General features: G+C 71.0%; 23 protein-coding genes. 6 read left to right on the top strand and 17 right to left on the bottom strand.

What is annotated here, in order from left to right; translation table 11 throughout:
* Window positions 1-5: 5 nt before the first annotated feature.
* From kdpA to ACWD02_RS17850, 5 genes are all read right to left on the bottom strand, one after another.
* Window positions 6-1,670, bottom strand: coding sequence for a potassium-transporting ATPase subunit KdpA (gene kdpA / locus ACWD02_RS17870; protein ID WP_451211121.1), 1,665 nt, complete (start codon window positions 1,668-1,670; stop codon window positions 6-8).
* An 8-nt stretch (window positions 1,671-1,678) separates the two neighbouring features.
* The gene (gene kdpF, locus ACWD02_RS17865) at window positions 1,679-1,768 is read right to left on the bottom strand and encodes a K(+)-transporting ATPase subunit F (protein ID WP_033264828.1); all 90 of its coding nucleotides are present in this window, start codon (window positions 1,766-1,768) and stop codon (window positions 1,679-1,681) included.
* 315 nt (window positions 1,769-2,083) lie between these two features.
* Window positions 2,084-2,857, bottom strand: a complete 774-nt coding sequence (locus ACWD02_RS17860; RefSeq protein ID WP_451211118.1) for a DUF3710 domain-containing protein — start codon at window positions 2,855-2,857, stop codon at window positions 2,084-2,086.
* Window position 2,858: 1 nt separating this feature from the next.
* Complete coding sequence (gene dut, locus ACWD02_RS17855) at window positions 2,859-3,365, bottom strand: dUTP diphosphatase (RefSeq protein WP_451212023.1); 507 nt, start codon at window positions 3,363-3,365, stop codon at window positions 2,859-2,861.
* A 26-nt stretch (window positions 3,366-3,391) separates the two neighbouring features.
* Window positions 3,392-3,976 (bottom strand): PaaI family thioesterase, encoded by a 585-nt coding sequence (locus ACWD02_RS17850; protein WP_363209930.1) that lies wholly within the window; start codon window positions 3,974-3,976, stop codon window positions 3,392-3,394.
* Between the two features lie 58 nt (window positions 3,977-4,034).
* On the opposite strand from ACWD02_RS17850, the gene ACWD02_RS17845 reads away from it, so the two are divergent.
* Window positions 4,035-4,481: a DUF3093 domain-containing protein gene (locus ACWD02_RS17845; RefSeq protein ID WP_363209931.1), complete on the top strand. Its 447-nt coding sequence runs from the start codon at window positions 4,035-4,037 to the stop codon at window positions 4,479-4,481.
* A 24-nt stretch (window positions 4,482-4,505) separates the two neighbouring features.
* On the opposite strand, the gene ACWD02_RS17840 is transcribed toward ACWD02_RS17845, so the two are convergent.
* The 4 genes from ACWD02_RS17840 to ACWD02_RS17825 all read right to left on the bottom strand — a co-directional run bounded on the left by ACWD02_RS17840 (window position 4,506) and on the right by ACWD02_RS17825 (window position 8,031).
* On the bottom strand, window positions 4,506-5,435 hold the full coding sequence (locus tag ACWD02_RS17840; protein WP_451211115.1) for a hypothetical protein: 930 nt from the start codon (window positions 5,433-5,435) through the stop codon (window positions 4,506-4,508).
* Window positions 5,436-5,448: 13 nt separating this feature from the next.
* Complete coding sequence (locus ACWD02_RS17835; protein WP_055544889.1) at window positions 5,449-5,745, bottom strand: DUF4193 domain-containing protein; 297 nt, start codon at window positions 5,743-5,745, stop codon at window positions 5,449-5,451.
* 393 nt (window positions 5,746-6,138) lie between these two features.
* Window positions 6,139-7,371 carry a sensor histidine kinase gene (locus ACWD02_RS17830; protein WP_451211113.1) on the bottom strand — a complete coding sequence of 411 codons (1,233 nt, stop codon included), beginning with the start codon at window positions 7,369-7,371 and terminating at the stop codon, window positions 6,139-6,141.
* Window positions 7,372-7,377: 6 nt separating this feature from the next.
* Window positions 7,378-8,031: a response regulator transcription factor gene (locus ACWD02_RS17825; protein ID WP_135331070.1), complete on the bottom strand. Its 654-nt coding sequence runs from the start codon at window positions 8,029-8,031 to the stop codon at window positions 7,378-7,380.
* 304 nt (window positions 8,032-8,335) lie between these two features.
* Here ACWD02_RS17825 and ACWD02_RS17820 point away from each other — a divergent pair, with 304 nt between their 5' ends.
* The gene (locus ACWD02_RS17820) at window positions 8,336-8,509 is read left to right on the top strand and encodes a hypothetical protein (RefSeq protein ID WP_351173867.1); all 174 of its coding nucleotides are present in this window, start codon (window positions 8,336-8,338) and stop codon (window positions 8,507-8,509) included.
* A 77-nt stretch (window positions 8,510-8,586) separates the two neighbouring features.
* On the opposite strand, the gene ACWD02_RS17815 is transcribed toward ACWD02_RS17820, so the two are convergent.
* Window positions 8,587-9,384, bottom strand: a complete 798-nt coding sequence (locus ACWD02_RS17815) for an inositol monophosphatase family protein (protein WP_451211109.1) — start codon at window positions 9,382-9,384, stop codon at window positions 8,587-8,589.
* A gap of 10 nt (window positions 9,385-9,394) precedes the next feature.
* Entirely contained in the window at window positions 9,395-10,522 is a 1,128-nt protein-coding gene (locus ACWD02_RS17810; protein WP_451211107.1) for a ferrochelatase, read from the bottom strand.
* 153 nt (window positions 10,523-10,675) lie between these two features.
* On the opposite strand from ACWD02_RS17810, the gene ACWD02_RS17805 reads away from it, so the two are divergent.
* Both ACWD02_RS17805 and ACWD02_RS17800 read left to right on the top strand, forming a co-directional pair.
* Window positions 10,676-11,926: an MFS transporter gene (locus ACWD02_RS17805; protein ID WP_451211104.1), complete on the top strand. Its 1,251-nt coding sequence runs from the start codon at window positions 10,676-10,678 to the stop codon at window positions 11,924-11,926.
* Entirely contained in the window at window positions 11,874-13,205 is a 1,332-nt protein-coding gene (locus ACWD02_RS17800) for a D-arabinono-1,4-lactone oxidase (RefSeq protein ID WP_451211100.1), read from the top strand. Before ACWD02_RS17805 ends, ACWD02_RS17800 begins: the two co-directional genes overlap by 53 nt.
* A gap of 26 nt (window positions 13,206-13,231) precedes the next feature.
* Here ACWD02_RS17800 and ACWD02_RS17795 read toward each other — a convergent pair whose 3' ends face one another.
* Window positions 13,232-14,476 (bottom strand): hypothetical protein, encoded by a 1,245-nt coding sequence (locus ACWD02_RS17795; RefSeq protein WP_451211099.1) that lies wholly within the window; start codon window positions 14,474-14,476, stop codon window positions 13,232-13,234.
* Window positions 14,477-14,938: 462 nt separating this feature from the next.
* On the opposite strand from ACWD02_RS17795, the gene sepH reads away from it, so the two are divergent.
* Window positions 14,939-16,036 carry a septation protein SepH gene (gene sepH / locus ACWD02_RS17790; protein ID WP_451211097.1) on the top strand — a complete coding sequence of 366 codons (1,098 nt, stop codon included), beginning with the start codon at window positions 14,939-14,941 and terminating at the stop codon, window positions 16,034-16,036.
* A 64-nt stretch (window positions 16,037-16,100) separates the two neighbouring features.
* On the opposite strand, the gene ACWD02_RS17785 is transcribed toward sepH, so the two are convergent.
* Window positions 16,101-16,955 carry a sulfurtransferase gene (locus tag ACWD02_RS17785; protein WP_451211094.1) on the bottom strand — a complete coding sequence of 285 codons (855 nt, stop codon included), beginning with the start codon at window positions 16,953-16,955 and terminating at the stop codon, window positions 16,101-16,103.
* Between the two features lie 322 nt (window positions 16,956-17,277).
* On the opposite strand from ACWD02_RS17785, the gene ACWD02_RS17780 reads away from it, so the two are divergent.
* Window positions 17,278-18,084: a VOC family protein gene (locus ACWD02_RS17780; RefSeq protein WP_451211092.1), complete on the top strand. Its 807-nt coding sequence runs from the start codon at window positions 17,278-17,280 to the stop codon at window positions 18,082-18,084.
* 1 nt (window position 18,085) lies between these two features.
* Here ACWD02_RS17780 and ACWD02_RS17775 read toward each other — a convergent pair whose 3' ends face one another.
* The 4 genes from ACWD02_RS17775 to ACWD02_RS17760 are packed head-to-tail and all read right to left on the bottom strand — an operon-like array spanning window position 18,086 to window position 23,501.
* A complete protein-coding gene (locus ACWD02_RS17775; RefSeq protein ID WP_451211089.1) occupies window positions 18,086-18,745 on the bottom strand; it encodes a thymidine kinase in 660 nt (219 codons plus the stop codon).
* 53 nt (window positions 18,746-18,798) lie between these two features.
* Window positions 18,799-19,992, bottom strand: a complete 1,194-nt coding sequence (locus ACWD02_RS17770; RefSeq protein ID WP_451211087.1) for an alkaline phosphatase family protein — start codon at window positions 19,990-19,992, stop codon at window positions 18,799-18,801.
* Complete coding sequence (locus ACWD02_RS17765; protein ID WP_361842999.1) at window positions 19,992-20,588, bottom strand: DUF5998 family protein; 597 nt, start codon at window positions 20,586-20,588, stop codon at window positions 19,992-19,994. The genes ACWD02_RS17770 and ACWD02_RS17765 overlap by 1 nt, the downstream gene beginning before the upstream one ends.
* 42 nt (window positions 20,589-20,630) lie before the next feature.
* The gene (locus ACWD02_RS17760; RefSeq protein ID WP_451211084.1) at window positions 20,631-23,501 is read right to left on the bottom strand and encodes a bifunctional acetate--CoA ligase family protein/GNAT family N-acetyltransferase; all 2,871 of its coding nucleotides are present in this window, start codon (window positions 23,499-23,501) and stop codon (window positions 20,631-20,633) included.
* Window positions 23,502-23,613: the final 112 nt, after the last annotated feature.

Below are 23,613 nucleotides of genomic sequence, written 5' to 3'. Positions count from 1 at the left end.
AGTACTCATGACGCAAGACCTTCGGCCAGCGGCCCGAGGGCAAGCGCCGGGAAGTAGGTCAGACCGGTGATGATCATGATGCTGCCGACCAGCAACCCGGTGAACAGCGGCTTCTCGGTGCGCAAGGTGCCCGCCGTCGCCGGTACCGGCTTCTGCTCGGCCAGCGAACCCGCGAGCGCGAGGACGAACACCATCGGCAGGAAGCGGCCGAGCAGCATCGCGAGACCGATCGTGGTGTTGAACCAGTTGGTGTCGGCGCTCAGTCCGGCGAACGCCGAACCGTTGTTGTTGGCGCCCGACGTGTAGGCGTAGAGGATCTCCGAGAAGCCGTGCGCCCCGGAGTTGAGCATCGAGTCCTTGGGCGTGGGCAGTGCCATCGACACCGCCGTGAAGCCGAGCACCAGGGCCGGGGTGACGAGGATGTAGCAGGCGGCCAGCTTGATCTCGCGGGTGCCGATCTTCTTGCCGAGGTACTCCGGCGTACGGCCGACCATGAGACCGGCGATGAACACCGCGATGATCGCCATGATCAGCATTCCGTACAGACCCGAACCCGTGCCGCCGGGTGCGATCTCCCCCAACTGCATGCCGAGGAGATCGAGTCCACCACCGAAGCCGGTGTTGGAGGAGTGGAAGGAGTTGACCGCGCCCGTCGAGGTCAGCGTCGTGGCGACCGAGAAGATCGCCGAACCGGCGATCCCGAAGCGCGTCTCCTTGCCCTCCATCGCCCCGCCCGCGATGTCGAGGGCGGGAGCCCCGTGGTGGAACTCCGTCCACATCATCAGCGCGGTGAACCCGACCCAGATGGTCACCATCGTGGCGAGGATCGCGTACCCCTGCCTGAGGGAACCGACCATCTGCCCGAAGGTCCTCGTGATCGCGAAGGGGATCAGCAGGATCAGGAAGACCTCGAAGAGGTTGGAGAATCCGTTCGGATTCTCGAAGGGGTGGGCGGAGTTGGCGTTGAAGTAACCGCCGCCGTTGGTGCCCAGCTCCTTGATGACCTCCTGCGAGGCCACCGCACCGCCGTTCCACTCCTGGCTGCCGCCCATGAACTGGCCGACCCCATGGATGCCGGAGAAGTTCTGCAGCGCGCCGCAGGCGACGAGGACGACCGCGCCGATCACCGATATCGGGATCAGGACGCGTACGACACCGCGCACCAGGTCGGCCCAGAAGTTGCCCAGCTCACCCGTGCGGGAGCGGGCGAAGCCGCGTACGAGGGCCACCGCGACGGCGATGCCGACGGCGGCGGACACGAAGTTCTGCACCGCGAGACCGCCGGTCTGCACGACGTGGCCCATGGCCTGTTCGCCGTAGTACGACTGCCAGTTGGTGTTCGCCACGAAGGACGCGGCGGTGTTGAAGGCCTGATCGGGGTCGATCGCCTTGAAGCCGAGCGATCCGGGCAGTGAACCCTGGAGCCGCTGCAGGAGGTACAGGAACAGCACGCTCACGGCGGAGAAGGAGAGGACCCCGCGCAGATAGGCGGGCCAGCGCATCTCCGTGTTCGGGTCGGCGCCGATGCCCTTGTAGATCCACTTCTCCACGCGCAGATGCCGGTCGGAGGAGTAGACCCGGGCCATGTGGTCGCCGAGCGGACGGTATGCCAGGGCGAGCGCCACGATCAGCGCCAGGAACTGGAGCACACCAGCTGTAACAGGGCTCATGTCCGTACTCAGAACCTCTCCGGGAACACAAGAGCGAGTACGAGATAGCCCAGCAGGGCGACGGCCACGACGAGACCGACGATGTTCTCGGCAGTCACAGCTTCGCCACCCCCTTGGCGATGAGCGCCACCAGCGCGAAGACCGCGAGCGTGGTGACGACGAAGGCCACGTCGGCCATCGTGTGCTCCTAGATGAGAGAGATGAGATGCGATTGATCCGGCGCCTTGAGCAAACCCCCTCCCTGGCCGGAAACGACCGCCGTTGACGGCTCCCTTACGTCCGTCGGCACTCCGTTGACGACTCTCTTACGAGTACGTGCGCCTCCCCGCCCCCACCTGCGAAAACACCGATGGGCCGCACTCCCGTCCGGGAGTGCGGCCCATCGGCCTGTACTGCTTGCTGCGGCGGAAGTGCTAGCGCACCTCGGTGATCTCAGGGCCCCGCTGGAGCTGGCCCATGCCACCGGAGAAGCGCGAGCCCTCCTGCTGCTCCTGCTGGACAGCGCCCTCGGCGACCATCTGGGCGTCGTCCGGCAGCTTCAGGACGATCGGGTCACGAGGCGCCATCGGGCCGTCGCCGCGCACGATGACGGTGTCCCGGAAGATCTGCTCCAGGAGACCCGCGGCCTGCGGCTGCACCGCGCCCTGGCCGGAGATGACCCCGCGCAGGAACCACCGCGGACCGTCGACACCGATGAAGCGCACGACCTGCACGCCACCCGTGCCGTCCGGCAGCTGCACCGGCACCTGCGCGCGCAGCTCCCAGCCGAGGGGCCCCTCGACCTCGTCGATGACCCCGCCCTGCTGGGTGATGCCCGAGGCGATCTCCTCGCGGACCTCGCCCCAGATGCCCTGCTTCTTGGGGGCGGCGAAGCCCTGCAGCTGGATGGCACTGTCCTGGAGCACGACGGTCGCGGCGACGATCGCGTCACCCGCGACCTCCACCCGCAGCTCCATGCCCTCGACACCCGGTACGAAGAGGCCACCGAGGTCCACCCGGCCCTCGCCGGGCTCCCGGACCTCCGAGAGGTCCCAGGGGCCGTCGGGGCGGGGCTCGGGCTCGAGCCTCACGCGCGACGGCGCCGCGGCCGTGTCGTCGCTGTCAGAACCGTCAGGGCCCTCGACGACCTGCTCGGCCTCGCCCGCCGCGTCCTCGGCGGCACTGTCCTTCTTGCGACGTCCGAACACGTCACTGTCCTTCCCGGTCAGATACGACCGATGCGTATCGATTCCCACCCGTTTTGTCACCCGAGCCGGCGCCCACGGCGGCATGGCCGCCGGTGGACCCGAAGCCCCCCTCGGCCCGCGCCGAGCCGGGAAGCTCCGCCACCTCTCGGAAGCGCACCTTCTCGACCTGCTGGACGACCAGTTGGGCAATCCGGTCGAAGCGCTCGAACCGCACGCGCTCGCGCGGGTCGAGATTCACCACGATCACCTTGATCTCTCCACGGTACCCGGCATCCACCGTCCCCGGGGCATTCACCAGGGCGACACCGCAGCGGGCCGCGAGCCCGGAACGCGGGTGCACGAAGGCCGCGTACCCCTCCGGCAGCGCGACAGACACCCCGGTGGGCAGAACCGCCCGCTCGCCCGGGGCGAGTTCGCACGCCTCGGTGGTCCGCAGATCCGCTCCGGCGTCGCCGGGCTGCGCGTAAGACGGCAGCGGTACATCGGAGTCGACGCGACGGATCAGCACGTCGAGCTCCGGACGGGGTGCGGGGGTCACGGGTTCACCTCGAAGGCACGTGCGCGGCGGATCTGGTCCGGGTCGTCCATGGCGGCCCGGATCTCCTCCGGGCGGCCGTTGTCGATGAAGTGGTCGACCTTGACCTCGATGAAGAGGGCCTCGGCGCGGACGGCCACGGGCCCCTCAGGGCCGCCGATCCGCCCGGTGGCCCGGGAGTAGATCTTCCGTCCGGAGACGGCGGTCACCTCGGCCTCGAGGAAGAGCACGGTGCCCAGCGGCACGGGCCGCACGAAGTCGGTCTCGAGCCGGCCGGTCACGGCGATCACCCGAAGCAGCCAGTTCAGCGAGCCGAGCGTCTCGTCGAGCGCCGTGGCGAGCACGCCGCCGTGGGCGAGGCCCGGAGCGCCCTGGTGGGCCTCGCGGACGGTGAACTCGGCGGTGACGCCCACGCCTTCACCGGCACGCGTCGCGAGGTGCAGCCCGTGGGCCTGTCCTTCGCCGCAGCCGAAACAGTGCTCGTAGTGGGCTCCGATGAGCTCGCCGGGGGCGGGCGCGTCGGGGTGGCGGACGGGCGCTATTGCGTCGGCCGGGGGCGTCAGAGCTGCTGAAGTACCACTCACAGCCGCAGACCTTACCCGCGAGTCCGCTCACTCAGCTCATCGTGCCAAGCTTGCATACATGCAGCCTTACGAAGAACGCCTGACGGCGCCCCGTTCCTGGTGGCTTGTCTCGCTCCTGGTCGGCGTCGCGACGGCGCTGATCATGCTCCCCTTCGGCACCCTGCCGCTGCTCGGCGGCCTGGTCGCCGGGACGGCGGTCGCCGCGGTCGTCACCAGTTCGTACGGCTCCCCCCGGATCCGCGTGGTGGCGGGTTCGCTCGTCGCGGGTGACGCGAAGATCCCGGTCTCCGCCCTGGGCGAGCCCGAGGTGCTCGACGCGGAGGGGGCGCGCGCCTGGCGCGGCCCGAAGGCCGACCCGCGCGCCTTCATGCTGCTGCGCGCCTACATCCCCACGGCACTGCGCGTCGAGATCACGGACCCGCAGGACCCGACTCCGTACGTGTACGTGTCGACGCGGCACCCCGAGGCGCTCGCGGCGGCGCTCACGGCGGTACGGGCCTCGTAGACCCGCGGCGGGAGGGGCTCGGCGTCAGGCGCCCAGCTCCTCGGGCGGGTTGCCGGGACGTGACGGGTCCAGGGGCTGCGCGGGCTGCTCAAGGGGCGGCAACTCGATGAGGGCGCCCCAGGGCACCTGGGTCCTCCGCAGGTCCGCACGGACCCGCTCAGCGAGTTTCTTGGTGTCCCGGCGGTTCATCACCGCCCCGACCGCGGCGCCGACCATGAAGGGCATCAGGTTCGGGAGGTTCCGCACCATGCGTTTCATGATCTGCTGGCGCAGCTCGCGCTTCATCTGGCCGCCGAGCGCCGCGTTGATCGACGCGGGCTTGGCCACGTCGATGCCGCGCTCCTCGGTCCACGACGTGAGGTAGGCGGTGCTGCGCTCCTTGAGGTTGCCGGGGGGACGGCAGCCGTAGACCTCGTGGAGTTCGGCGATCAGCTTCAGCTCGATCGCCGCGACGCCGGTGATCTCGGCGGCCAGCTCCGCGGGCATCGCGGGCGGCACGGGCATCATCACGGCGACGCCGATCCCGGCCCCGACCGTCGAGGTCGCGTTGGCGGCGCCGGAGATGAGTTTGTCCGCGAGCTGATCGGGGTCGAGACCCGGGAACTGCTTGCGGAGAGCGGAAAGGTCGCGGACCGGGATCCGCGGGGCGTTCTCGATGATCCGGTCGGCGAGATAGCCGATGCCGGCCTTGGCGCCGCGTCCGCTCGCGCGTACGCCCGCCTTGACTCCGTCCGTGACGGCGGCAACGCGGCCCTTGGACCCACGGGTCCTGGACGCCTTGTCGGCCGCCGTCTCGTCCTGTGCCACCTCTAGTGCGTCCGCTGGTCCGAGCGAGGCTGTTCCTGTGGGGGAAGAGCCCCGCTCGTCGTCACGCACGCCGTCGGGGACGGCGCTTCCTTGGTCCGCTCCGCGCTTACGGAAGCGGCGCTTCCTCGGCGGGGTCGAGCCTGTCACGGCCGACCCTGCCCTAGTCGCAGTCGCGGCAGATCGGCTGGCCGTTCTTCTCCCTGGCCAGCTGGCTGCGGTGGTGCACCAGGAAGCAGCTCATGCAGGTGAACTCGTCCTGCTGCTTCGGGAGCACCCGAACGGCGAGCTCCTCGTTCGACAGGTCCGCGCCGGGCAGTTCGAGGCCCTCTGCGGCCTCGAACTCGTCGACGTCCACTGCCGAGGTCGACTTGTCGTTCCGCCGCGCCTTGAGTTCCTCGATGCTGTCCTCGTTGACGTCATCGTCGGTCTTGCGTGGGGTGTCGTAGTCCGTTGCCATGTCGCTCTCCCCCTCTGGGTGTCTGCGGTGTCTCAGCGCACGTAACGCGTGAGAGGCCGGACTTGTGCCCGACCTGAGGCGGAGATTTTGCCTCACATCAAGGTCTGTTACTCAATCGACACCCAACCGCACCCCTGAAGAGGTGATCGGTTTGGATGGCGATCGGGACCGTACACGGTCCGAATGTCGCACTTCACAGGCGCCACCCCGTGTACTTCCCGTGATCAAGACCCCTGAAAACCCGGATTTTCCCGGCTTTCCAACGACTTTCACGATCACGGAGAGTAGATGGCCGAAAATTCGCCCCTGTGATCGATCGCACAGGAAATCTCTGGGAACAGGTCCCGAAAATTCCGCGCAAAGCGAACATGGCGGCGCGTCTGCGGCAGCATCTCAGAGAGGAAGGGTGACTCGCATCACGAGCCCTCCCCCCTCGCGCGGCTCCGCGATGATACGGCCCCCGTGGGCCCGTGCCACCGACCGGGCGATCGACAGGCCGAGTCCCACGCCCTTGTCGCTGCCCGTGCGCTCGGTCCTGAGCCGCCGGAACGGCTCGAAGAGGTTGTCGATCTCGTACGCGGGCACCACGGGGCCCGTGTTCGACACCACGAGGACCGCCTGGCCGTGCTGGGCCTCCGTGGTGACCTCGACCCAGCCCTCGTCCGGCACGTTGTACCTGACGGCGTTCTGGACGAGGTTCAGGGCGATCCGCTCCAGGAGTACGCCGTTGCCCTGCACGACGGCCGGGCCGCGCTCACCGCGGATCTCCACGCCCTTCGCGTCCGCCTCGGCCAGCACCTGGTCGACGGCGCGGTCGGCGACCTCGGCGAGGTCGACCGGTTTGCGCTCCACGATCTGGTTGTCGCTGCGGGCGAGCAGCAGCAGGCCCTCCACGAGCTGCTCGCTGCGTTCGTTGGTCGCCAGGAGCGTCTTGCCGAGCTGCTGGAGCTCGGCGGGCGCCCCCGGGTCGGAGAGGTGCACCTCGAGCAGCGTGCGGTTGATCGCCAGCGGGGTGCGCAGCTCGTGCGACGCGTTGCCGACGAACCGCTGCTGAGCCGTGAAGGCCCGCTCCAGGCGGTCCAGCATCTCGTCGAAGGTGTCCGAGAGCTCCTTCAACTCGTCGTCCGGGCCGTCCAGTTCGATGCGCCGCGAGAGGTCCGTGCCGGCCACCCGGCGCGCGGTGCGCGTGATGCGGCCCAGCGGCGACAGGACGCGGCCCGCCATCGCGTAACCGAAGGCGAAGGCGATCACCGCGAGCCCGAGCAGGGCGAGCAGCGAGCGGCTCAGGAGGTTGTCCAGGGCGTGCTGACGCTGTTCGTTGACGCAGGCGTTCATGGCGTTGTTGAGCTCACCGGCCGACGGCGAGCTCGGGAAGTTGCAGGAGTCGCTGGCCACCTGGCCGGAGACGATCTTGAACGGCAGGTCACTGCCCACGTTCAGTGCCTGCGCGGCCAGCAGGTAGATGATCGAGAGCAGCAGGATGCCCGCGATCAGGAACATGCCGCCGTACAGCAACGTGAGCCGTATGCGGATCGTGGGCCGCAGCCACGGAAAGGGCGGCTCGGCCTTCCTGGGGTCCCAGGTGGGTTTCGGAGGCGCTCCTGGTGGCGCCGGGGTCGCGGCCACCGGGAATCAGATCCGGTAGCCGGAGCCGGGCACCGTCACGATGACGGCGGGCTCGCCGAGCTTTCGCCGCAGGGTCATGACGGTCACCCGGACCACGTTCGTGAACGGATCGGTGTTCTCGTCCCAGGCCTTCTCGAGGAGCTGCTCGGCGGAGACGACGGCGCCCTCGCTGCGCAGCAGCACTTCGAGGACGGCGAACTCCTTGGGCGCGAGCTGGATCTCCTTGCCGTCGCGGAAGATCTCGCGGCGGTTCGGGTCGAGCTTGATCCCGGCGCGCTCCAGGACGGGCGGCAGCGGCACGCTCGTACGCCGCCCGAGGGCACGCACGCGTGCCGTGAGCTCGCTGAACGCGAAGGGCTTGGGGAGGTAGTCGTCGGCGCCGATCTCGAGGCCCTCGACGCGGTCGCTGACGTCGCCCGACGCGGTGAGCATCAGGACGCGGGTCGGCATGCCGAGCTCGACGATCTTGCGGCAGACGTCGTCCCCGTGCACGAGCGGGAGGTCCCGGTCGAGCACCACGACGTCGTAGTCATTGACCCCGATGCGTTCCAGGGCGGCCGCTCCGTCGTACACGACGTCGACGGCCATGGCCTCCCGGCGCAGTCCGGTGGCCACCGCATCGGCGAGCAGTTGCTCGTCCTCGACGACGAGTACGCGCACGTCGCTGTCCTTCCTCTGTGCCCCTGCGGGCAGGTCTGTTCGTGGGGTGTGGCCTCCATCCTGCCCCTTTCGGCCATAAACCGGCTGTAAGGCGGTGTCCTGGCCCGGGAATGCGGGATTTTCTCCGAGGGTTGAGGTTTCCGTGAGAGGGAGCGAGGGGAGGACGACCTCACACCCCGCGATCACGCTTTGTATGTGGCGCGCCACGAACCGCTTCCTCCAGGGCGGCTTGAGACGTGATCGCCCCTTCTTGAGGGCACACCCCCGTGCCATCGACCCACGACCCAGCCGAGGGGGCGCAACCATGGACGCTTTTACCGCAGGACTGCTGCAGCGCATAAAGGCCACGGAATCCGACCTCACGAAGGCCCGTGAGACGGGCGACGACTTCCTTGCCGAGGTCGAGCAGGCCGAGCTCGAGGATCTCCACCGTCTGGCCGCCGAGCACGGCGTGGAGGTCGGCGTGCTGCACGCCTGATCCATCGCACGCACAAGGGCCCCGGCATCCGTGGACGAGATGCCGGGGCCCTTCTGCGTGCCGGTCCGTGCGGCGGGTCAGTCGTGCCAGGCGCCGAGCTCCTCAAGGCGGCCCTGCAGGTCCTCGAAGAGGCCGGGCGGGGCCGCGATGGTCAGCTCGCCCGTGGGGGGCTCTCCGGGGCGTCCACCGGTCAGGGCGCCCGCTTCCTGCGCGACGAGGTCTCCGGCCTCGAAGTCCCAGGGGTTGAGCCCGCGCTCGTAGTACGCGTCCAGGCGGCCGAGCGCGACGTCGCAGAGGTCGATGGCCGCCGAGCCGCCCCGGCGGATGTCACGGACCAGCGGGATCAGCTGCCGGGCCACCTCGGCCTGCCGGGCGCGGCGCTCGGCGACGTAACCGAACCCGGTGCCGACGAGGGCCTGTGCGAACGGGGGCGCGGGGCGGGTGCGCGCGGGCTTGTCGTTGACGAAGGCGCCCTCTCCGAGGACGGCTCGGTAGGTCTCCCCGCGCATCGGGGCGTGCACCACGCCGACCAGCGTCTCGCCGTCCTTGCGGGCCGCGATGGACACCGACCAATCGGGGCGGCCGTACAGGTAGTTGACGGTGCCGTCGATCGGGTCGATCACCCACTGGACGCCGCTGCTGCCCTCGGAGCTCGCGCCCTCCTCGCCCAGCACCCCGTCGTCGGGCCTGCGCTCGGCGAGGAAGTCGGTGATCAGCTTCTCGGACGCGATGTCCATCTCGGTGACGACATCGACCGCACTGGTCTTGGTGGCGGCCACGCCCAGGTCGTCCGGGCGTCCGTCGCGCAGGAATGCTCCCGCGCGGTGCGCGGCCTCCAGGGCGACGCCGAGGAGTTCTGCCTTGAGGTCGGTCACGTCGGCGTCCTTACGCGTACGGGCTGTCGGCGCCGGCTGCGGCCGGCTTCGGGGCGCGCGCCGGGCAGCAGCCCACCGGGCAGAGGTCGTGGCTCGCGCCGAGCGCGCCCAGGGCGCAGGGCGCGACCTCGCGGCCGCTCTCGGCGGCGGAGCGCTCGAGGACCAGCTCACGGACCGCGGCGGCGAACCGCGGATCGGCGCCCACCGTGGCCGAGCGGCGGACGGGCAGGCCCAGCTCCGCGGCCTTCGCCTCGGCCTCGGTGTCGAGGTCGTACAGCACCTCCATGTGGTCCGACACGAAACCGATCGGGACCATGACCACGGCGGGCGCGCCCGCGTCCCGGCGCTCCTCCAGGTGATCGCAGATGTCGGGCTCGAGCCACGGGATGTGGGGGGCGCCGCTGCGCGACTGGTAGACGAGCTCCCAGGGGTGCTCGACGCCGGTCTCCTCGCGCACCGCGTCGGCGATGAGGCGGGCCACGTCCAGGTGCTCCGCGACGTACGCGCCGCCGTCCCCGTGGTCCTCGACGCGGCCGGAGGTGTCGGCGGCCGCCGTCGGGATGGAGTGCGTCGTGAAGGCGAGGTGCGCCCCTTCCCGCACGTCTTCGGGGAGGTCTGCCAGGGACTTCAGGACCCCGTCGATCATGGGGCGGACGAAGCCGGGGTGGTTGAAGTAGTGCCGCAGCTTGTCGACGCGCGGCACGTCAAGGCCCTCGGAGGCGAGCACGGCCAGGGAGTCGGCCAGGTTCTCCCGATACTGGCGGCAGCCCGAGTACGAGGCGTACGCGCTGGTGGCGAGGACGAGCACGCGCCGGTGGCCGTCCTGGACGAGCTCGCGCAGGGTGTCGGTCAGATAGGGCGCCCAGTTGCGGTTGCCCCAGTAGACCGGCAGGTCGAGCCCGTGATCGGCGAAGTCCTTGCGCAGCGCGTCAAGGAGGGCGCGGTTCTGGTCGTTGATCGGGCTGATGCCGCCGAACAGGAAGTAGTGCTGCCCCACCTCCTTGAGCCGCTCCTTGGGGATGCCGCGGCCCCGCGTCACGTTCTCCAGGAACGGGACCACGTCGTCTGGCCCTTCGGGGCCGCCGAACGAGAGCAGCAGCAGGGCGTCATAGGGAGAGGCATCGAGCGCATCGGACATGTATCCGATCCTGCCACCCGCCACTGACAGCCGGAAAATCATGGTGCGTCCGGCCCTGTCGGAACCGTAAGCTGTATTGGCCATCTTTACGCCTTACCGGGGCCCGCGCGCACATCCGTGCACGACCGCTCCGGCGCCTCAGCGGAGTCGCACGTGCCCAGCCCCTACCGCGCCATCTTCGCCGCCCCCGGCACCAAGGGGTTCTCGACGGCGGGCTTCCTCGGACGGATGCCGCTTTCGATGATGGGCATCGGCATCGTGACGATGGTGTCCCAGCTCACCGGGCGGTACGGACTCGCGGGCGCGCTCTCCGCGACCGTGGCGCTCTCGGCCGCCGCGATCGGCCCGCAGATCTCCCGTCTGGTCGACCGGTACGGCCAGCGCCGGGTGCTGCGGCCCGCGACCCTGGCGTCCCTGGCGGCGGTCGCCGGACTGCTGGTCTGCGCGAAGTACGAGCTGCCGGACTGGACGCTCTTCGCCTTCGCCGCGCTCGTCGGCTGCGTGCCGAGCGTGGGCTCGATGATCAGGGCGCGCTGGGCGGTGCTCTACCGGGACACCCCGCAGCTGCACACCGCGTACTCCTTCGAGTCCGTGGTGGACGAGGTCTGCTTCATCTTCGGGCCGATCATCTCGATCGGCCTCTCCACGGTGTGGTTCCCGGAGGCCGGGCCGCTCCTCGCCGGGGTCTTCCTGGCCGTGGGCGTCTTCTGGCTGACGGCCCAGCGGGCCACCGAGCCCGTGCCGCACGGCCGCGAACACCACACGAAGGAATCGGCGCTGCGCTCCGGCGGGCTGCAGGTCCTGGTCGCGACCTTCGTGGCGACCGGCGCGATCTTCGGGTCCATCGACGTGGTGACCGTCGCGTACGCCGAGGACCTCGGCCACAAGGCGATGGCGAGCCTGGCTCTCGCGGTGTACGCCCTTGGCTCCTGTCTGGCCGGAGCGGCCTTCGGGCTCGTGCACTTCAAGGGCGCTCCCGCCCCGAGGTGGCTGCTGGGCGTCTGTACGACGGCCGTGAGTATGATCCCGCTTCAATTGGTCGGGAACCTTCCGTTTCTGGCCGTGGCGTTGTTCATCGCGGGCCTCTCCATAGCGCCGACCATGATCACGACGATGGCCCTCGTCGAACAGCACGTACCACGCGCGAAGCTGACCGAGGGCATGACCTGGGTGAGCACCGGACTCGCGGTCGGCGTCGCGCTCGGCTCCTCCGCGGCCGGCTGGGTCATCGACGCGGCCGGATCGGACGCCGGGTACGCGGTCCCCGGGCTTTCCGGGGTCGTCGCGGTGGCGGTCGGGTTCCTTGGGTATCGCCGGCTGAGAACGCCGGTTCCGCAACGGGGAGGGACCCATGAGCACGGCAACGGGCACGGGCAGCGGGAAGAGCACAGGACCGTGGCGTAACTGGGCAGGCAACGTCACCGCACGCCCGGCCAGGGAGGTCACCCCCGCGTCGGTCGACGAGCTCTCGGCCGCGCTCCGTGCGGCCAGGGAGGACGGCCTCAGGGCGAAGCCGGTCGGCACCGGCCACTCCTTCACGGCGACCGCGGCGACCGACGGTCTCCTGATACGCCCCGAACTCCTCACCGGCATCCGGAAGATCGACCGCGAGGCCGGCACCGTCACGGTGGAAGCGGGCACTCCGCTCAAGCGCCTGAACGCGGCGCTCGCCCGCGAGGGCCTGTCGCTCACGAACATGGGCGACATCATGGAGCAGACCGTCTCCGGCGCGACAAGCACCGGCACGCACGGCACGGGCCGCGACTCGGCCTCCATCTCCGCCCAGATCAAGGCACTTGAGCTGGTCACCGCGGACGGGACGGTCCTCATCTGCTCCGAGAAGGAGAACGCCGAGGTCTTCGCGGCGGCCAGGATCGGCCTCGGCGCTCTCGGCGTGATCAGCGCGATCACCTTCGCCGTGGAGCCCGTCTTCTTCCTCACCGCCCGTGAGGAGCCCATGACCTTCGACAGGGTCACCGGCGAGTTCGACGCGCTGAACGCGGAGAACGAACACTTCGAGTTCTACTGGTTCCCGCACACCGGCAACTGCACCACCAAGCGCAACAACCGCAGCCTGGGCCCCGCCGCCCCGCCCGGCAAAGTCAGCGCCTTCGTAGAGGACGAGATTCTCTCCAACGGCCTCTTCCAGGTGGTCAACACGATCGGCAGGGCCGTCCCCGCGACCATCCCGGGCATCGCCAAGATCTCCAGCAAGGCACTCTCCGCCCGCACCTACACGGACATCCCCTACAAGGTCTTCACAAGCCCGCGCCGCGTGCGCTTCGTGGAGATGGAGTACGCCGTTCCGCGGGCGGCCCTCGTGGAGACGCTGCGTGAGCTGAAGACGATGGTGGAGCGCTCGAATCTGCGGATCAGCTTCCCCGTGGAGGTCCGTACGGCCCCCGCGGACGACATCGCGCTCTCCACGGCCTCGGGCCGGGAGAGCGCGTACATCGCCGTCCACATGTACCGGGGCACGCCCTACCAGGCGTACTTCACCGCAGCGGAGCGGATCTTCACCGCGCACGAGGGGCGGCCCCACTGGGGCAAGATCCACACCCGCGGCGCCGACTACTTCGCGCAGGCCTACCCGCGCTTCGCCGAGTTCACGGCCTTGCGTGACCGCCTCGACCCGGAGCGCATGTTCGGCAACGACTACTTGCGGCGCGTCCTGGGCGACTGAGGACCGCCGCCCACGGGGAGGGCCGGCTACGGAGTGGCGGTCTCTCCCCGCTGGACGTCGCTTCCGCCGTCGGTGTCGTCACCGCTCGACGGGGTCGGCGTCGGAGTCGGGGTGGGGGTCGGCGTCGGGGTCGGGTCCGTCTTCGAGCCGTCGTCGTCCCCGGAGTCCGTGCCGGAGCCCGATCCCTTGTCGGGGTCGTCCTTCGAGCCGGAGCCCGAGTCGTTGCCGTTGTCCGGCGCCTGCGAGTTCGTCCCTTCCGGGTCCTGCGACGCGTCGCCGTCCTGCTGCGAACCGTCGTCCGTGCCCGTGGAAGCGCCGTCGGACGGCTGCCCGGAGGGATCGGTCGAGGGGGTGGGCTGCTGGTTCGGCGAGCTGTTCCGGCCCGAGAAGCCGTTGCCGATCGTGGTGCCGTGGCCCCCGCTGAAGTCCTCGCCGGAGACGATCTCGTACGTCGTGATGCCGGCCATGGCAACACCGAAGACCACCGCGGCCGCGATCAACGGCCGCTTCCAGCTGCGGACCTGTGTGCGGTGCGTGGTGCCGTGGGTGAACTCGTCGGAGGGAAGCGGTGGTGCCGCCGGTTCCTGTGGCGCGGGCGGCGCCGCCTGTCGCAGGACGCGCGTCGCGTCGTCCCGGGGCACGAGCTGTGTGGCGTCGACCGAACCGAGCACTTGCGTCTTCTCGGCGTCGGCTCCGGTGTCCACCGCGGGCAGCAGTGTCGTGCGGTCCGTGTCGGCGTCCACCAGCGGGAGCACGTTCGTGCGATCCGCGTCAACGGCGGTGGTGGCGGGAAGCACGGTCGTGCGGTCCGCGTCCACGTCACCCGCGGAAGGCGGCACCGAAGCGGCGTCCGGCTCGACCGTCCTCCCCCATGTCGTCGTCACGGGCCCCGCCCCGGTGCGCGCTGCCGCACCCGTGTGGGCCGCCGCTCTGAACGTCTCCGCCACCGGCGCTCCCGAGCCGTCGGTCAGCGGGACCTGCCGAGCCCTTGGCTTGGCCTGCACCGTGACGTCACGTATCTGCTCGCCCGTGCGGCTGAAGAAGTGCTGGAAGATCGTGCCGCCGCAGGTCGCGACGGCACTCACCACGCCGGCGCCGAGGATCGTGCCGTAGACACCGAAGCTCGACGCGAGCTTCGCCGCCACGACAGCCGCCACGGCGCTTCCCGCCACCTGCGGCACGCTCAGATCGAGACGCCGCTTCGTCTCCCCCGAGTCCGTCGGCTCCGTCCGGTCCTTCGACTCCTTGCCGGAATCCGGCTTTTCACGCATCTCCGACCCTTGCCTGCCTTTCTCGACTGACTGCACGAGAAAGGGACGTATGGGTGAAGTGGATAGTTCCGCTTTTGGAGATTCCGTGAAGTGTGCCACTCGTGCACCACCCTGCCCGGGTATCAAGAGGCGCCAACTCCCGTCCCCCGTGAGAACTTCGGCGGCGCGGCGGACCACCCGCATGGCCCGAATGGAGTACTGTTGCGAGCCCTGGGTCCGGTCTCCCACCTGGGTGCCCGGGGCCTGCCAGGTCCGCCGGGAGGGGGCTCGCTGCACAGGGTGACCAAATTGGTCACTGAGAGTTGCGAAGAGGTAACCGTGCCATAACGGCGACCTTGGGCCCATGCCCGACACGCCGGGCAACTCGGCAAGGTTGTGGCAGGCTGCACCCGGGCAGGCCACACTCGACTAGCGGAAGCAGCGACGCACGTGACGTCGGCAGGCACCACCCGGGAGGTCCCCATGCCCGAACTGCGTGTCGTGGCCGTCAGCAACGACGGCACACGGCTGGTGCTGAAGGCTGCGGACAGCACGGAGTACACGCTTCCGATCGACGAGCGACTGCGCGCCGCGGTGCGCGGTGACCGTCCGCGTCTCGGCCAGATCGAGATCGAGGTGGAGAGCCACCTCCGTCCCCGCGACATCCAGGCGCGTATACGTGCCGGTGCCAGCGCGGAGGAAGTCGCCTCGCTCGCCGGAATCCCCGTCGACCGCGTCCGCCGCTTCGAGGGACCCGTGCTCGCCGAGCGCGCCTTCATGGCTGAGCGGGCCCGCAAGACTCCCGTGCGCCGTCCCGGCGAGAACACCGGACCCCAGCTCGGCGAGGCCGTCTCGGAGCGTCTGCTCCTGCGCGGCGCCGACAAGGAAACCGTCCAGTGGGACTCCTGGCGCCGCGACGACGGCACCTGGGAGGTCCTGCTCGTCTACCGCGTCGCGACCGAACCGCACTCCGCGAGCTGGACGTACGACCCGCCGCGGCGGCTTGTACAGGCCGTGGACGACGAGGCGCGTTCGCTGATCGGCGAGACGGACGACATCGCCGCGCCCGAGCCCAGCTTCCCGTTCGTGCCGCGCATCGCACGGCTGCCCCGTGACCGGCCCTCGCTCGACCGGCCGCTGGACCGCGCCCTGGACCGGCAGTTGGAGCGTCCCGGCGTGCCGCTGCCTCCGGAACCTGCGGAGGAGGGCACGTCGACCGCCGCGACCGCCGCCGTGTCGGAGTCGGAGCGGGACTCGCTCACCAGCCTCCTGGAGGCGGTGCCGAGCTTCCGCGGCGACATGATCGTGCCGGAGCGCCCCGCGCTCCCGGCGACTGATCTCCCGCCCGCGGAGGAGCCCGAGCAGGACCCGGACGCGGAGGAGCCCCCCGCGGCATCGGCCGGCGCGGGCGCCGCGTACGCGGACGTCCTGATGCCGCGCTCGGTGGCCAGCCACCGCGACCGCCTGACCGGCACCACCGACCGCCAGGCGGAGGCGGACGGCGTCCGTCCGGGCCGACGCGCGGCAGTGCCCAGTTGGGACGAGATCGTCTTCGGCACGCGCCGCAAGAAGCAGGAGTAGCAAGGCGTCGTAAGCCGTCAGGGGCCCCGCACCGTGCAGGTGCGGGGCCCCTGACGTGCCTCGGCTACTGCGGGTCCGGGCCCTTGGCCACCGGGCGGGACTCGTCCGATGACCACTCCGACCACGAGCCGACGTACAGCGACGCCGGGATGCCCGCCACCGCGAGGGCGAGCACCTCGTGGGCGCCGGACACCCCTGAGCCGCAGTAGACGCCGACCTCGGAAGTGTCGGACGCGCCCAGGGAGTTGAAGCGGTCCGCGAGGTCGGCGGCCGGCTTGAAAGTGCCGTCGGCCGTGACGTTCTCCGTGGTCGGCGCGGACACCGCGCCCGGGATGTGACCGCCGACCCGGTCGATCGGCTCCACGTCACCGCGGTAGCGCTCGGCCGCGCGGGCGTCCAGGAGCAGCCCGGAGCGGGCGAGGGCCGCCGCGGCGTCGGCGTCTAGGAGGTCGGTGGTGTTCGTCTCGGGGGCGAACGACCCCGGGGCCGCCGGGCGCTCGTCCCCGGACTCCAGCCGGCCGCCCCACGCGGCGAGCCCGCCGTCGAGCACCCGCACGGAGGGGTGACCCGTCCAGCGCAACAGCCACCAGGCGCGTGCGGCGGCCCAGCCCTGCCCGCCGTCGTACACGATCACGTCCCGGTCGGCCGAGACCCCGGCCGCCCGCATCACCGCTCCGAAGTGCCGCACGTCCGGCAGCGGATGCCGTCCGCCCGAGCCGGCCGGCCCCGCGAGATCGGCGTCCAGGTCGACGAAGACGGCGCCCGGGATGTGCCCCTTCTCGTACTCGGCCCGGCCGTCGAAGGCGGGGGCACCCGCCGCCTTGGCGGTGCTCAGCTGCCAGCGGATGTCCAGGAGCACTGGCGGGTTCTCGCCCGCCAGGTCGCTCGCGAGTTCGGATGCGGAGATGATGGCATTCATGGGCCCCATCCTTGCGCACGGGGTGGCCGCATCGGCCAGGTCCGGCTACCCTGCTCCGCCGTACGACCGCCGAACACGCGGCGTATGGAAGCGGGCACACCGTGTACTGCCGAACGACACCACAGAGCAACCGCGCGTTTACGGATGAGGAACGGCAAACCGGGCATCCTCTGGGGCGGAGCCGGAACAAGCGGCGCGGCCGGGGCGCGGGGCGTCACAGGTGGTGCGAGCATCTGCACGGGCGGGCCAGGGCGCGACACAGGTACGTGCATGCGAAATGCGGAGCCGAGCGGCCACCTGAAGGGCCGAGGAGAGAGTGACGATGACGGAGGCACGGGGGTCGACGGGCCGGCATGACGGCTCGGGGGCCGTCCGCCGCGCGCCCGGCACACCCACCTGGGTGAGTCTGATGGCGCATGGCCTGGCCACGACCCAGGAGTTCTACGGAGCCTTGTTCGGCTGGGAGTTCCGGCCGGGGCCGGAGCAGCTCGGGCCCTACGTACGGGCGCTGCTCGACGGCCACGAGGTCGCCGGGATCGGTCAGCTGCCGCCCGACCACCACCTGCCGATCGCCTGGACGCCGTACCTGGCGTCGGACGACGTGAACGCCACGGCCGAGGCCGTACGGCACTGCTGCGGCACGATCGGCGTCGGACCGCTGGACGCGGGCGCGGCCGGGCGGATGGCCATCGCGGTGGACCCCGCGGGCGCGGTGTTCGGGATCTGGCAGGCGGCGGAGCATGTGGGCGCCGCGCTCGGCGGGGAGCCCGGGGCCCCGGCCTGGAACGAACTGGTCACGCAGGAGACGGCGGGCGTCGTCAAGTTCTATCAAGCGGTCTTCGGATATACCGAAGAGGCGGTCGTCTCGGCCGACTTCGACTACGTGACGCTGCAGGTCGAGGGCCGCCCGGTGGCCTCGGTGCACGGCGTGGGCCAGGCGCTGCCGCGGGACCGGGGCGCGCACTGGATGACGTACTTCGAGGTCGCCGACGTGGACGAGTCGGTGGAGCGGGTCGTGGAACTCGGCGGCCACGTCATCAGGCCCCCGCACGCAGGCGCCCACGGCCAGGAGGCCACGGTCGCCGACCCGGAGGGGGCGGTCTTCACACTCGTGCGCTCGGAGAGCTGACTCAGACGCGCGCGGACGTGTCGACCGGCAGCACGTCCGGCGACAGGGCGCCCGCGCGCGAGGTCGCCGCCGTCATCCGGCGCCTGTGGTGGCGGCGGCACAGCACCTCGTAGCCCACCTCGTCCGCCGCGTGGTCGACGTCGCCGATGACGACCTGCGCGCCTTCGACGACCATCGCACCGCCTATGGTGCGGGCGTTGTGGGTGGCGCGGGCGCCGCACCAGCACAGCGCCTCGACCTGCAACACCTCGACGCGGTCGGCGATTTCGACCAGTCGCTGCGAGCCGGGGAAGAGCTTGGAGCGGAAGTCGGTGGTGATGCCGAAGGCGAAGACGTCGAGGCCCAGGTCGTCGACGACGCGCGCCAGCTGGTCGATCTGGCCGGGGGCGAGGAACTGCGCCTCGTCCGCGATCACGTAGTCCGCGCGGCCGCCCTGGGAGAGGTGGTCGACGAGGTGGGCGTAGAAGTCAAAGCCGTCCGCGGCCTCGATGGCGTCCGTGACGAGGCCGAGCCGCGAGGAGAGCTTGCCCTCGCCGGCGCGGTCGTCACGGGTGAAGATCATCCCCTTCAGGCCGCGGGCCGATCGGTTGTGCTCGATCTGCAGAGCCAGGGTGCTCTTTCCGCAGTCCATCGTTCCGGAGAAGAACACCAGCTCGGGCATGGGGAGTTGCGGCCTTTCGGGGCGTGCGGGGGCGGTGCGGGTCGGCGGTCTGATCAGGAGCGTACTTCGATGAGCGGCACGAGCTGCTCGACGGGGGTCATGGAGCCGTGCATGCCGACCAGGGCCGATTCCTTCGGTTCCTTCTCGGAGGCGATGATCGCCACGTCGTCGTGGGCCGCCGCGATGACGTCGCCGATGCGTCCGTACACCCGCTCGTCCATGGCGCCGGGCGGGCCGAACCAGCCCGCCGCGATGGCCTCGTCCCGGCTCGCCACCCAGAACTGCTCGCCGAGCACCTCGCGCCAGACGGTCAGGACGTCGTTCTCGGCACCCGGGACCGCGTACACATGGCGGGCGCGGCCCTCGCCGCCGAGGAGGGCGACTCCGGCGCGCAGCTCCCAGTCCTCGTCGAAGTCGATGCGGGACTGCTCGTCGAAGGGGATGTCGAGCATGCCGTGGTCGGCGGTCACGTACAGGGCGCTGCGCGGCGGGAGTTGCTCGGCGAGGCGCTGGACCAGACGGTCGACGTACATCAGCTGGCCGCGCCAGGCGTCGGAGTCGACGCCGAAGCGGTGCCCCTTGCCGTCGACCTCCGCGTAGTACGTGTAGACCAGCGAGCGGTCGCCCGCACCCAGTTGCTCGGCCGCGAGGTCCATGCGGTCCTCGCCGGAGAGCCGGCCGCGGAAGCTGCCGCCGCTCAGCGCGATCTTGGTGAGCGGCGTGTTCTCGAAGGTCGGGGACGACACCTGTGCGGTGTGCACGCCCGCCGCGTGGGCCTGCTGGAAGACGGTGGGGTACGGCTGCCACTTGCGCGGGTCCGTCCACGGGTTCCAGCGGAGCTGGTTCATCAGCTCGCCGGTGGCGGGGTTGCGCACGGTGTAGCCCGGCAGGCCGTGCGACGCGGGCGGCAGGCCCGTGCCGACCGAGGCCAGGGAGGTCGCGGTGGTGGCGGGGAAGCCCGCGGTGATCGGGCGGCCCGTGCCGCCGCGCGACGAACCGATGAGCGAGGTCAGGAAGGGCGCCTCGTCCGGGTGGGCACGCAGTTGCTGCCAGCCGAGGCCGTCGATCAGGAAGACGCAGTTCCGGTCGGCCGGGGCGAGTTCCGGGATGACGGGCGTGAAGCCCTCGACACCCTGGTGGGAGACGAGCGTGGGCAACAGGTCGGCGAGCGAGCCCACGCCGTACTCGGGCAGGGGGGCGGAGTCGAGGGCGAGCGGCTGTACGTCGTCCCAGGCGGGCAGGGACATCAGCGGGCGGTGTCCGCGGTCGCCTCGGACAGCGCCTGGGCGAAGGCCAGGGTCTGGCGCACCGTGTCCGGTCCGTCGCCCGCCTCGCTGACGCGGAGGCTGAGGTCGTCGGCGGTGGAGCTGCCGGTGTAGCCGTGGTCCGCCTCGCAGTTGGGGTCGCCGCAGGCGGCGGGCTCCAGGTCGATGCGCGACACGGCGCCCCAGCCGATGGTCAGGACGACCTCGCGGGGCAGCGAGCCCGGCACGTACTTCTCGGGGTTGGCGACGACGCGGCTGACGACCACGGACGAGATCCGGCCGATTTTCACGGACTCCGTGGAGGTCGTCGCGTACGGCGTCGGGGAGGTGCTGTCCGCGGCCTGCTCGTCGGTGTGGCTGACGATGAAGCGCGTGCCCGTCAGGACGAGGACCGTCACGTGCCGGCGCACTTCGTTCGCGTCGAACGTGGTCTCCTGGTGGACCAGGTAGGACCCGATGGGTTCGCCGCCGATCGCGGCCTCCACCGCCTCGGCCACGAGGGCCGGGTAGTAGCCGCTGCGCTCGATCGCCGCGCGCAGCCCCTGGGTCGTCGTACCGGTCTTTGCCATGCCGTCCATCCTACGACCCGACGGAGGGCGCACGGTGCCCCACTGGCCGCCTCAGTACCCGGGCAGCGACCGCGGGCCGAGGTCGCCGCGGGCCGGCGGGGGCGCGAGCCGCACGGAGGCGCCGAGCACGGAAAGGCCGCGCTGGGCGACGACCACGGGCTCCAGGGACACGGCGACCACCTCGGGGTGATCGTCGACGAGGCGCGAGACCCGCTGGAGCAGCTCTTCGAGTGCCGGGGTGTCGACCGGCGCCGAACCGCGCCAGCCGAAGAGGAGCGGGGCGGTCCGGATGGACCTGACCAGGGAACCCGCGTCGCGCTCGGTGACCGGGACGAGGCGGTGCCCGGTGTCGCCGAGCAGCTCGGACGCGGCGCCGGCGAGCCCGAACGAGAGCACCGCTCCGGCCGCCGGGTCGATGACCGCCCGGACGACGGTGTCGACGCCGCGGGGCGCCATCGCCTGCACGACGGGCCGCAGCTCGGCGGGCCTGCCGAAGGCGCGGGTCAAATCTTCGTAGGCCCGGCGCAGTTGTTCCTCGTCCGCCAGGTCGAGCCGCACGCCGCCGAGGTCGGCGCGGTGGCGCAGGTGCGGGGCCGTGGTCTTGAGGGCCACGGGGTAGCCGAGCGCGCGGGCGGCGGCCACGGCCGCGTCCGGGTCGGGCGCGGGCCGGGCGTCCCGTACGTCGATGCCGTACCGCCCGAGCAGTTCGCGGGCGTCGTCCTGGGCGAGGGTGGCGCCGCGCGGGTCGTCCTGCGCGGCGAGCAGCTCGTCGATCCGCCGGGCGGTGCCGCTCTCGTCGATGTCCTCGTACTCGTGGACCTTGCCGGGTTCCTTGGCCTCGCGCCGCCACTGGGCGTACTTCACGGCTTCGGCGAGGGCCCGGACGGCGCGTTCGGCGGCGGGGTAGGCGGGGATTCGGTGCGGCTGGGCCGGGCCGGAGGCTTCGGGGGCGCTCTCCGCAGCCGTCGTTGCCGTGGGCGGGCGTTCCGCGGGGCGGGGCGGGTGGGCACAGCGCTCGCTGCCGGGTGCGGAGGAAACCCGGGCAGCGGCGTCAGGCCGGGTCCGGCTGGCGGCAGCCAACGCTTCGGCGAGGCCGCCGAGTTCCACGTGGACCACGGCTACCGGCTTCGCCGGGCACCCGGCAGAAGCCGCCCGCAACGCAGCGGCAAGCTCCTCCCCCTCGGGGGCGGTGGTGGTGGCCCCGTCCTCGCCCACCCAGGGGATGGCGGTGACGATCACGGCATCGCAGGCGTCGTCCGACAGCGCGTCGGCGAGCGCCACGCGGAAGTCCGCGGGAGTGGCACCCGTGGTCAGATCCACCGGCGGCAGCGGCCGGAGCCCGTCGGCGACACACGCGTCGAACGTGAGCAGCCCGAGCGATTCGGAGTTGCCGAGGATCGCCACCCGCGGCCCGGAGGGCAACGGCTGCCCCGCGAGCAGCAGCCCCGCGTCCACCATCTCCGTCACGGTGTCGACCCGGATGACTCCCGCCTGGCGGAGCAGCGCCGACACCGTGGCATACGGAAGCCGCGTGGCCTGCACGGCGTGGCCCGTGGGCGCGATTCCGCTGTGCTTCGCCCCCTGCACCACGACCAGCGGCTTGGCCGTGGCCGCGCGCCGGGCGAGCCGGGTGAACTTGCGCGGGTTGCCGATGGATTCGAGGTACATCAGGGCGACATCGGTGTCCGGGTCCTCGTACCAGTACTGGAGGACGTCGTTGCCCGACACATCCGCGCGATTGCCCGCGCTCACGAAGGTCGACAGGCCCGCACCACGCCGGTGCAGCCCGGAGAGGAGCGCGATGCCGATCGCACCGGACTGCGTGAAGAGGCCGATCCTGCCGCGCTCGGGAGGATGCGGGGCCAGCGAGGCGTTGAGGCGTACGTCCGGCGACGTATTGATGACCCCGAAGGCGTTCGGGCCGAGGATGCGCGTGCCGTACGACCGCGCCTGGCGCACCAGTTCGCGCTGCCGCTCCCGCCCTTCGGGGCCGCTCTCCGCGTATCCGGCGGAGATCACGACGAGTCCGAGCACCCCACGCTCGCCGCACTCGTCGACGGCCTGCGGCACCCGCTCGGCGGGCACGGTGACGACGGCGAGCTCGACCGTCTCTTCGATGTCCCGCACAGAGCGGTACGCGGGCACCCCGTCGACCTCGGTGCCTTTCTCGAACGCGCCGTTCACCGCGTACAGCCGCCCCGTGAAGCCCGCCTCGCGCAGGTTCCGCAGGACGCTGCGCCCCACGCCGCCCGGCGTGCGTCCGACGCCGATGACCGCGACCGACTTCGGCGTGAGCAGCCGCTGCACCGACCGCGCCTCGGCCCGCTGCTCACGGGCGCGCTGCACGGCGAGGGAGCGGTCGGTCGGTTCCAGATCGAATTCGAGCCGTACGACGCCGTCCTCGAAGCTGCGCTTCTGCTGGTAGCCCGCATCCGTGAACACCTTGATCATCTTGGTGTTCGCGGGCAGCACCTCGGCGGCGAAGCGGCGGATGCCGCGCTCCCTGGCGACGGCGGCGATGTGTTCGAGCAGGGTGGAGGCGACCCCCCTGCCCTGATGGGCGTCCTGCACGAGGAAGGCGACCTCGGCCTCGTCGGCGGGCGCGCTGGCGGACATGCCGCGCTCGTCGATGCGGTCGAAGCGCACGGTGGCGATGAACTCACCGCCCACGGTGGCCGCGAGACCCACCCGGTCCACCTGGTCGTGATGGGTGAAGCGGTGCACGTCCTTGGCGGACAGACGGGGGTAGGGCGCGAAGAAGCGGTAGTACTTCGACTCGTCCGAGACCTGTTCGTAGAAGCTGACCAGGCGGTCCGCGTCCTCGGCCGTGATCGGCCTGATCCGGGCGGTGCCTCCGTCACGCAGGACGACATCGGCTTCCCAGTGGGAGGGGTATGCGTGCCGGTCCGACGGGGTCTGCATGGGCCCAGGGTACGGGTCGCGGGGCCGCCTTGGCCGGGGCAGGCTAGGAGACGTCGAACAGCGGGACGAGGGCCCGGGGCGCGAGGACGTACGGTCGACGGAGCCGGACCAT

Source organism: Streptomyces sp. NPDC002853 (assembly GCF_053591915.1).
The sequence above is the reverse complement of the archived record's forward strand: the minus strand, read 5'-3'. Positions and strand labels throughout refer to the sequence as shown.

Excerpts from the sequence above, each read along its gene's own strand:
- kdpA (WP_451211121.1), bottom strand. The coding sequence starts at position 1,670 with ATGAGCCCTGTTACAGCTGGTGTGCTCCAGTTCCTGGCGCTGATCGTG.
- ACWD02_RS17795 (WP_451211099.1), bottom strand. The coding sequence starts at position 14,476 with ATGCGTGAAAAGCCGGATTCCGGCAAGGAGTCGAAGGACCGGACGGAG.
- ACWD02_RS17810 (WP_451211107.1), bottom strand. The coding sequence starts at position 10,522 with ATGTCCGATGCGCTCGATGCCTCTCCCTATGACGCCCTGCTGCTGCTC.
- ACWD02_RS17770 (WP_451211087.1), bottom strand. The coding sequence starts at position 19,992 with ATGTCCCTGCCCGCCTGGGACGACGTACAGCCGCTCGCCCTCGACTCC.
- ACWD02_RS17820 (WP_351173867.1), top strand. The coding sequence starts at position 8,336 with ATGGACGCTTTTACCGCAGGACTGCTGCAGCGCATAAAGGCCACGGAA.
- ACWD02_RS17765 (WP_361842999.1), bottom strand. The coding sequence starts at position 20,588 with ATGGACGGCATGGCAAAGACCGGTACGACGACCCAGGGGCTGCGCGCG.
- ACWD02_RS17760 (WP_451211084.1), bottom strand. The coding sequence starts at position 23,501 with ATGCAGACCCCGTCGGACCGGCACGCATACCCCTCCCACTGGGAAGCC.
- ACWD02_RS17785 (WP_451211094.1), bottom strand. The coding sequence starts at position 16,955 with ATGAATGCCATCATCTCCGCATCCGAACTCGCGAGCGACCTGGCGGGC.
- ACWD02_RS17775 (WP_451211089.1), bottom strand. The coding sequence starts at position 18,745 with ATGCCCGAGCTGGTGTTCTTCTCCGGAACGATGGACTGCGGAAAGAGC.
- sepH (WP_451211097.1), top strand. The coding sequence starts at position 14,939 with ATGCCCGAACTGCGTGTCGTGGCCGTCAGCAACGACGGCACACGGCTG.
- ACWD02_RS17800 (WP_451211100.1), top strand. The coding sequence starts at position 11,874 with ATGAGCACGGCAACGGGCACGGGCAGCGGGAAGAGCACAGGACCGTGG.
- ACWD02_RS17780 (WP_451211092.1), top strand. The coding sequence starts at position 17,278 with ATGACGGAGGCACGGGGGTCGACGGGCCGGCATGACGGCTCGGGGGCC.
- ACWD02_RS17845 (WP_363209931.1), top strand. The coding sequence starts at position 4,035 with ATGCAGCCTTACGAAGAACGCCTGACGGCGCCCCGTTCCTGGTGGCTT.
- ACWD02_RS17835 (WP_055544889.1), bottom strand. The coding sequence starts at position 5,745 with ATGGCAACGGACTACGACACCCCACGCAAGACCGACGATGACGTCAAC.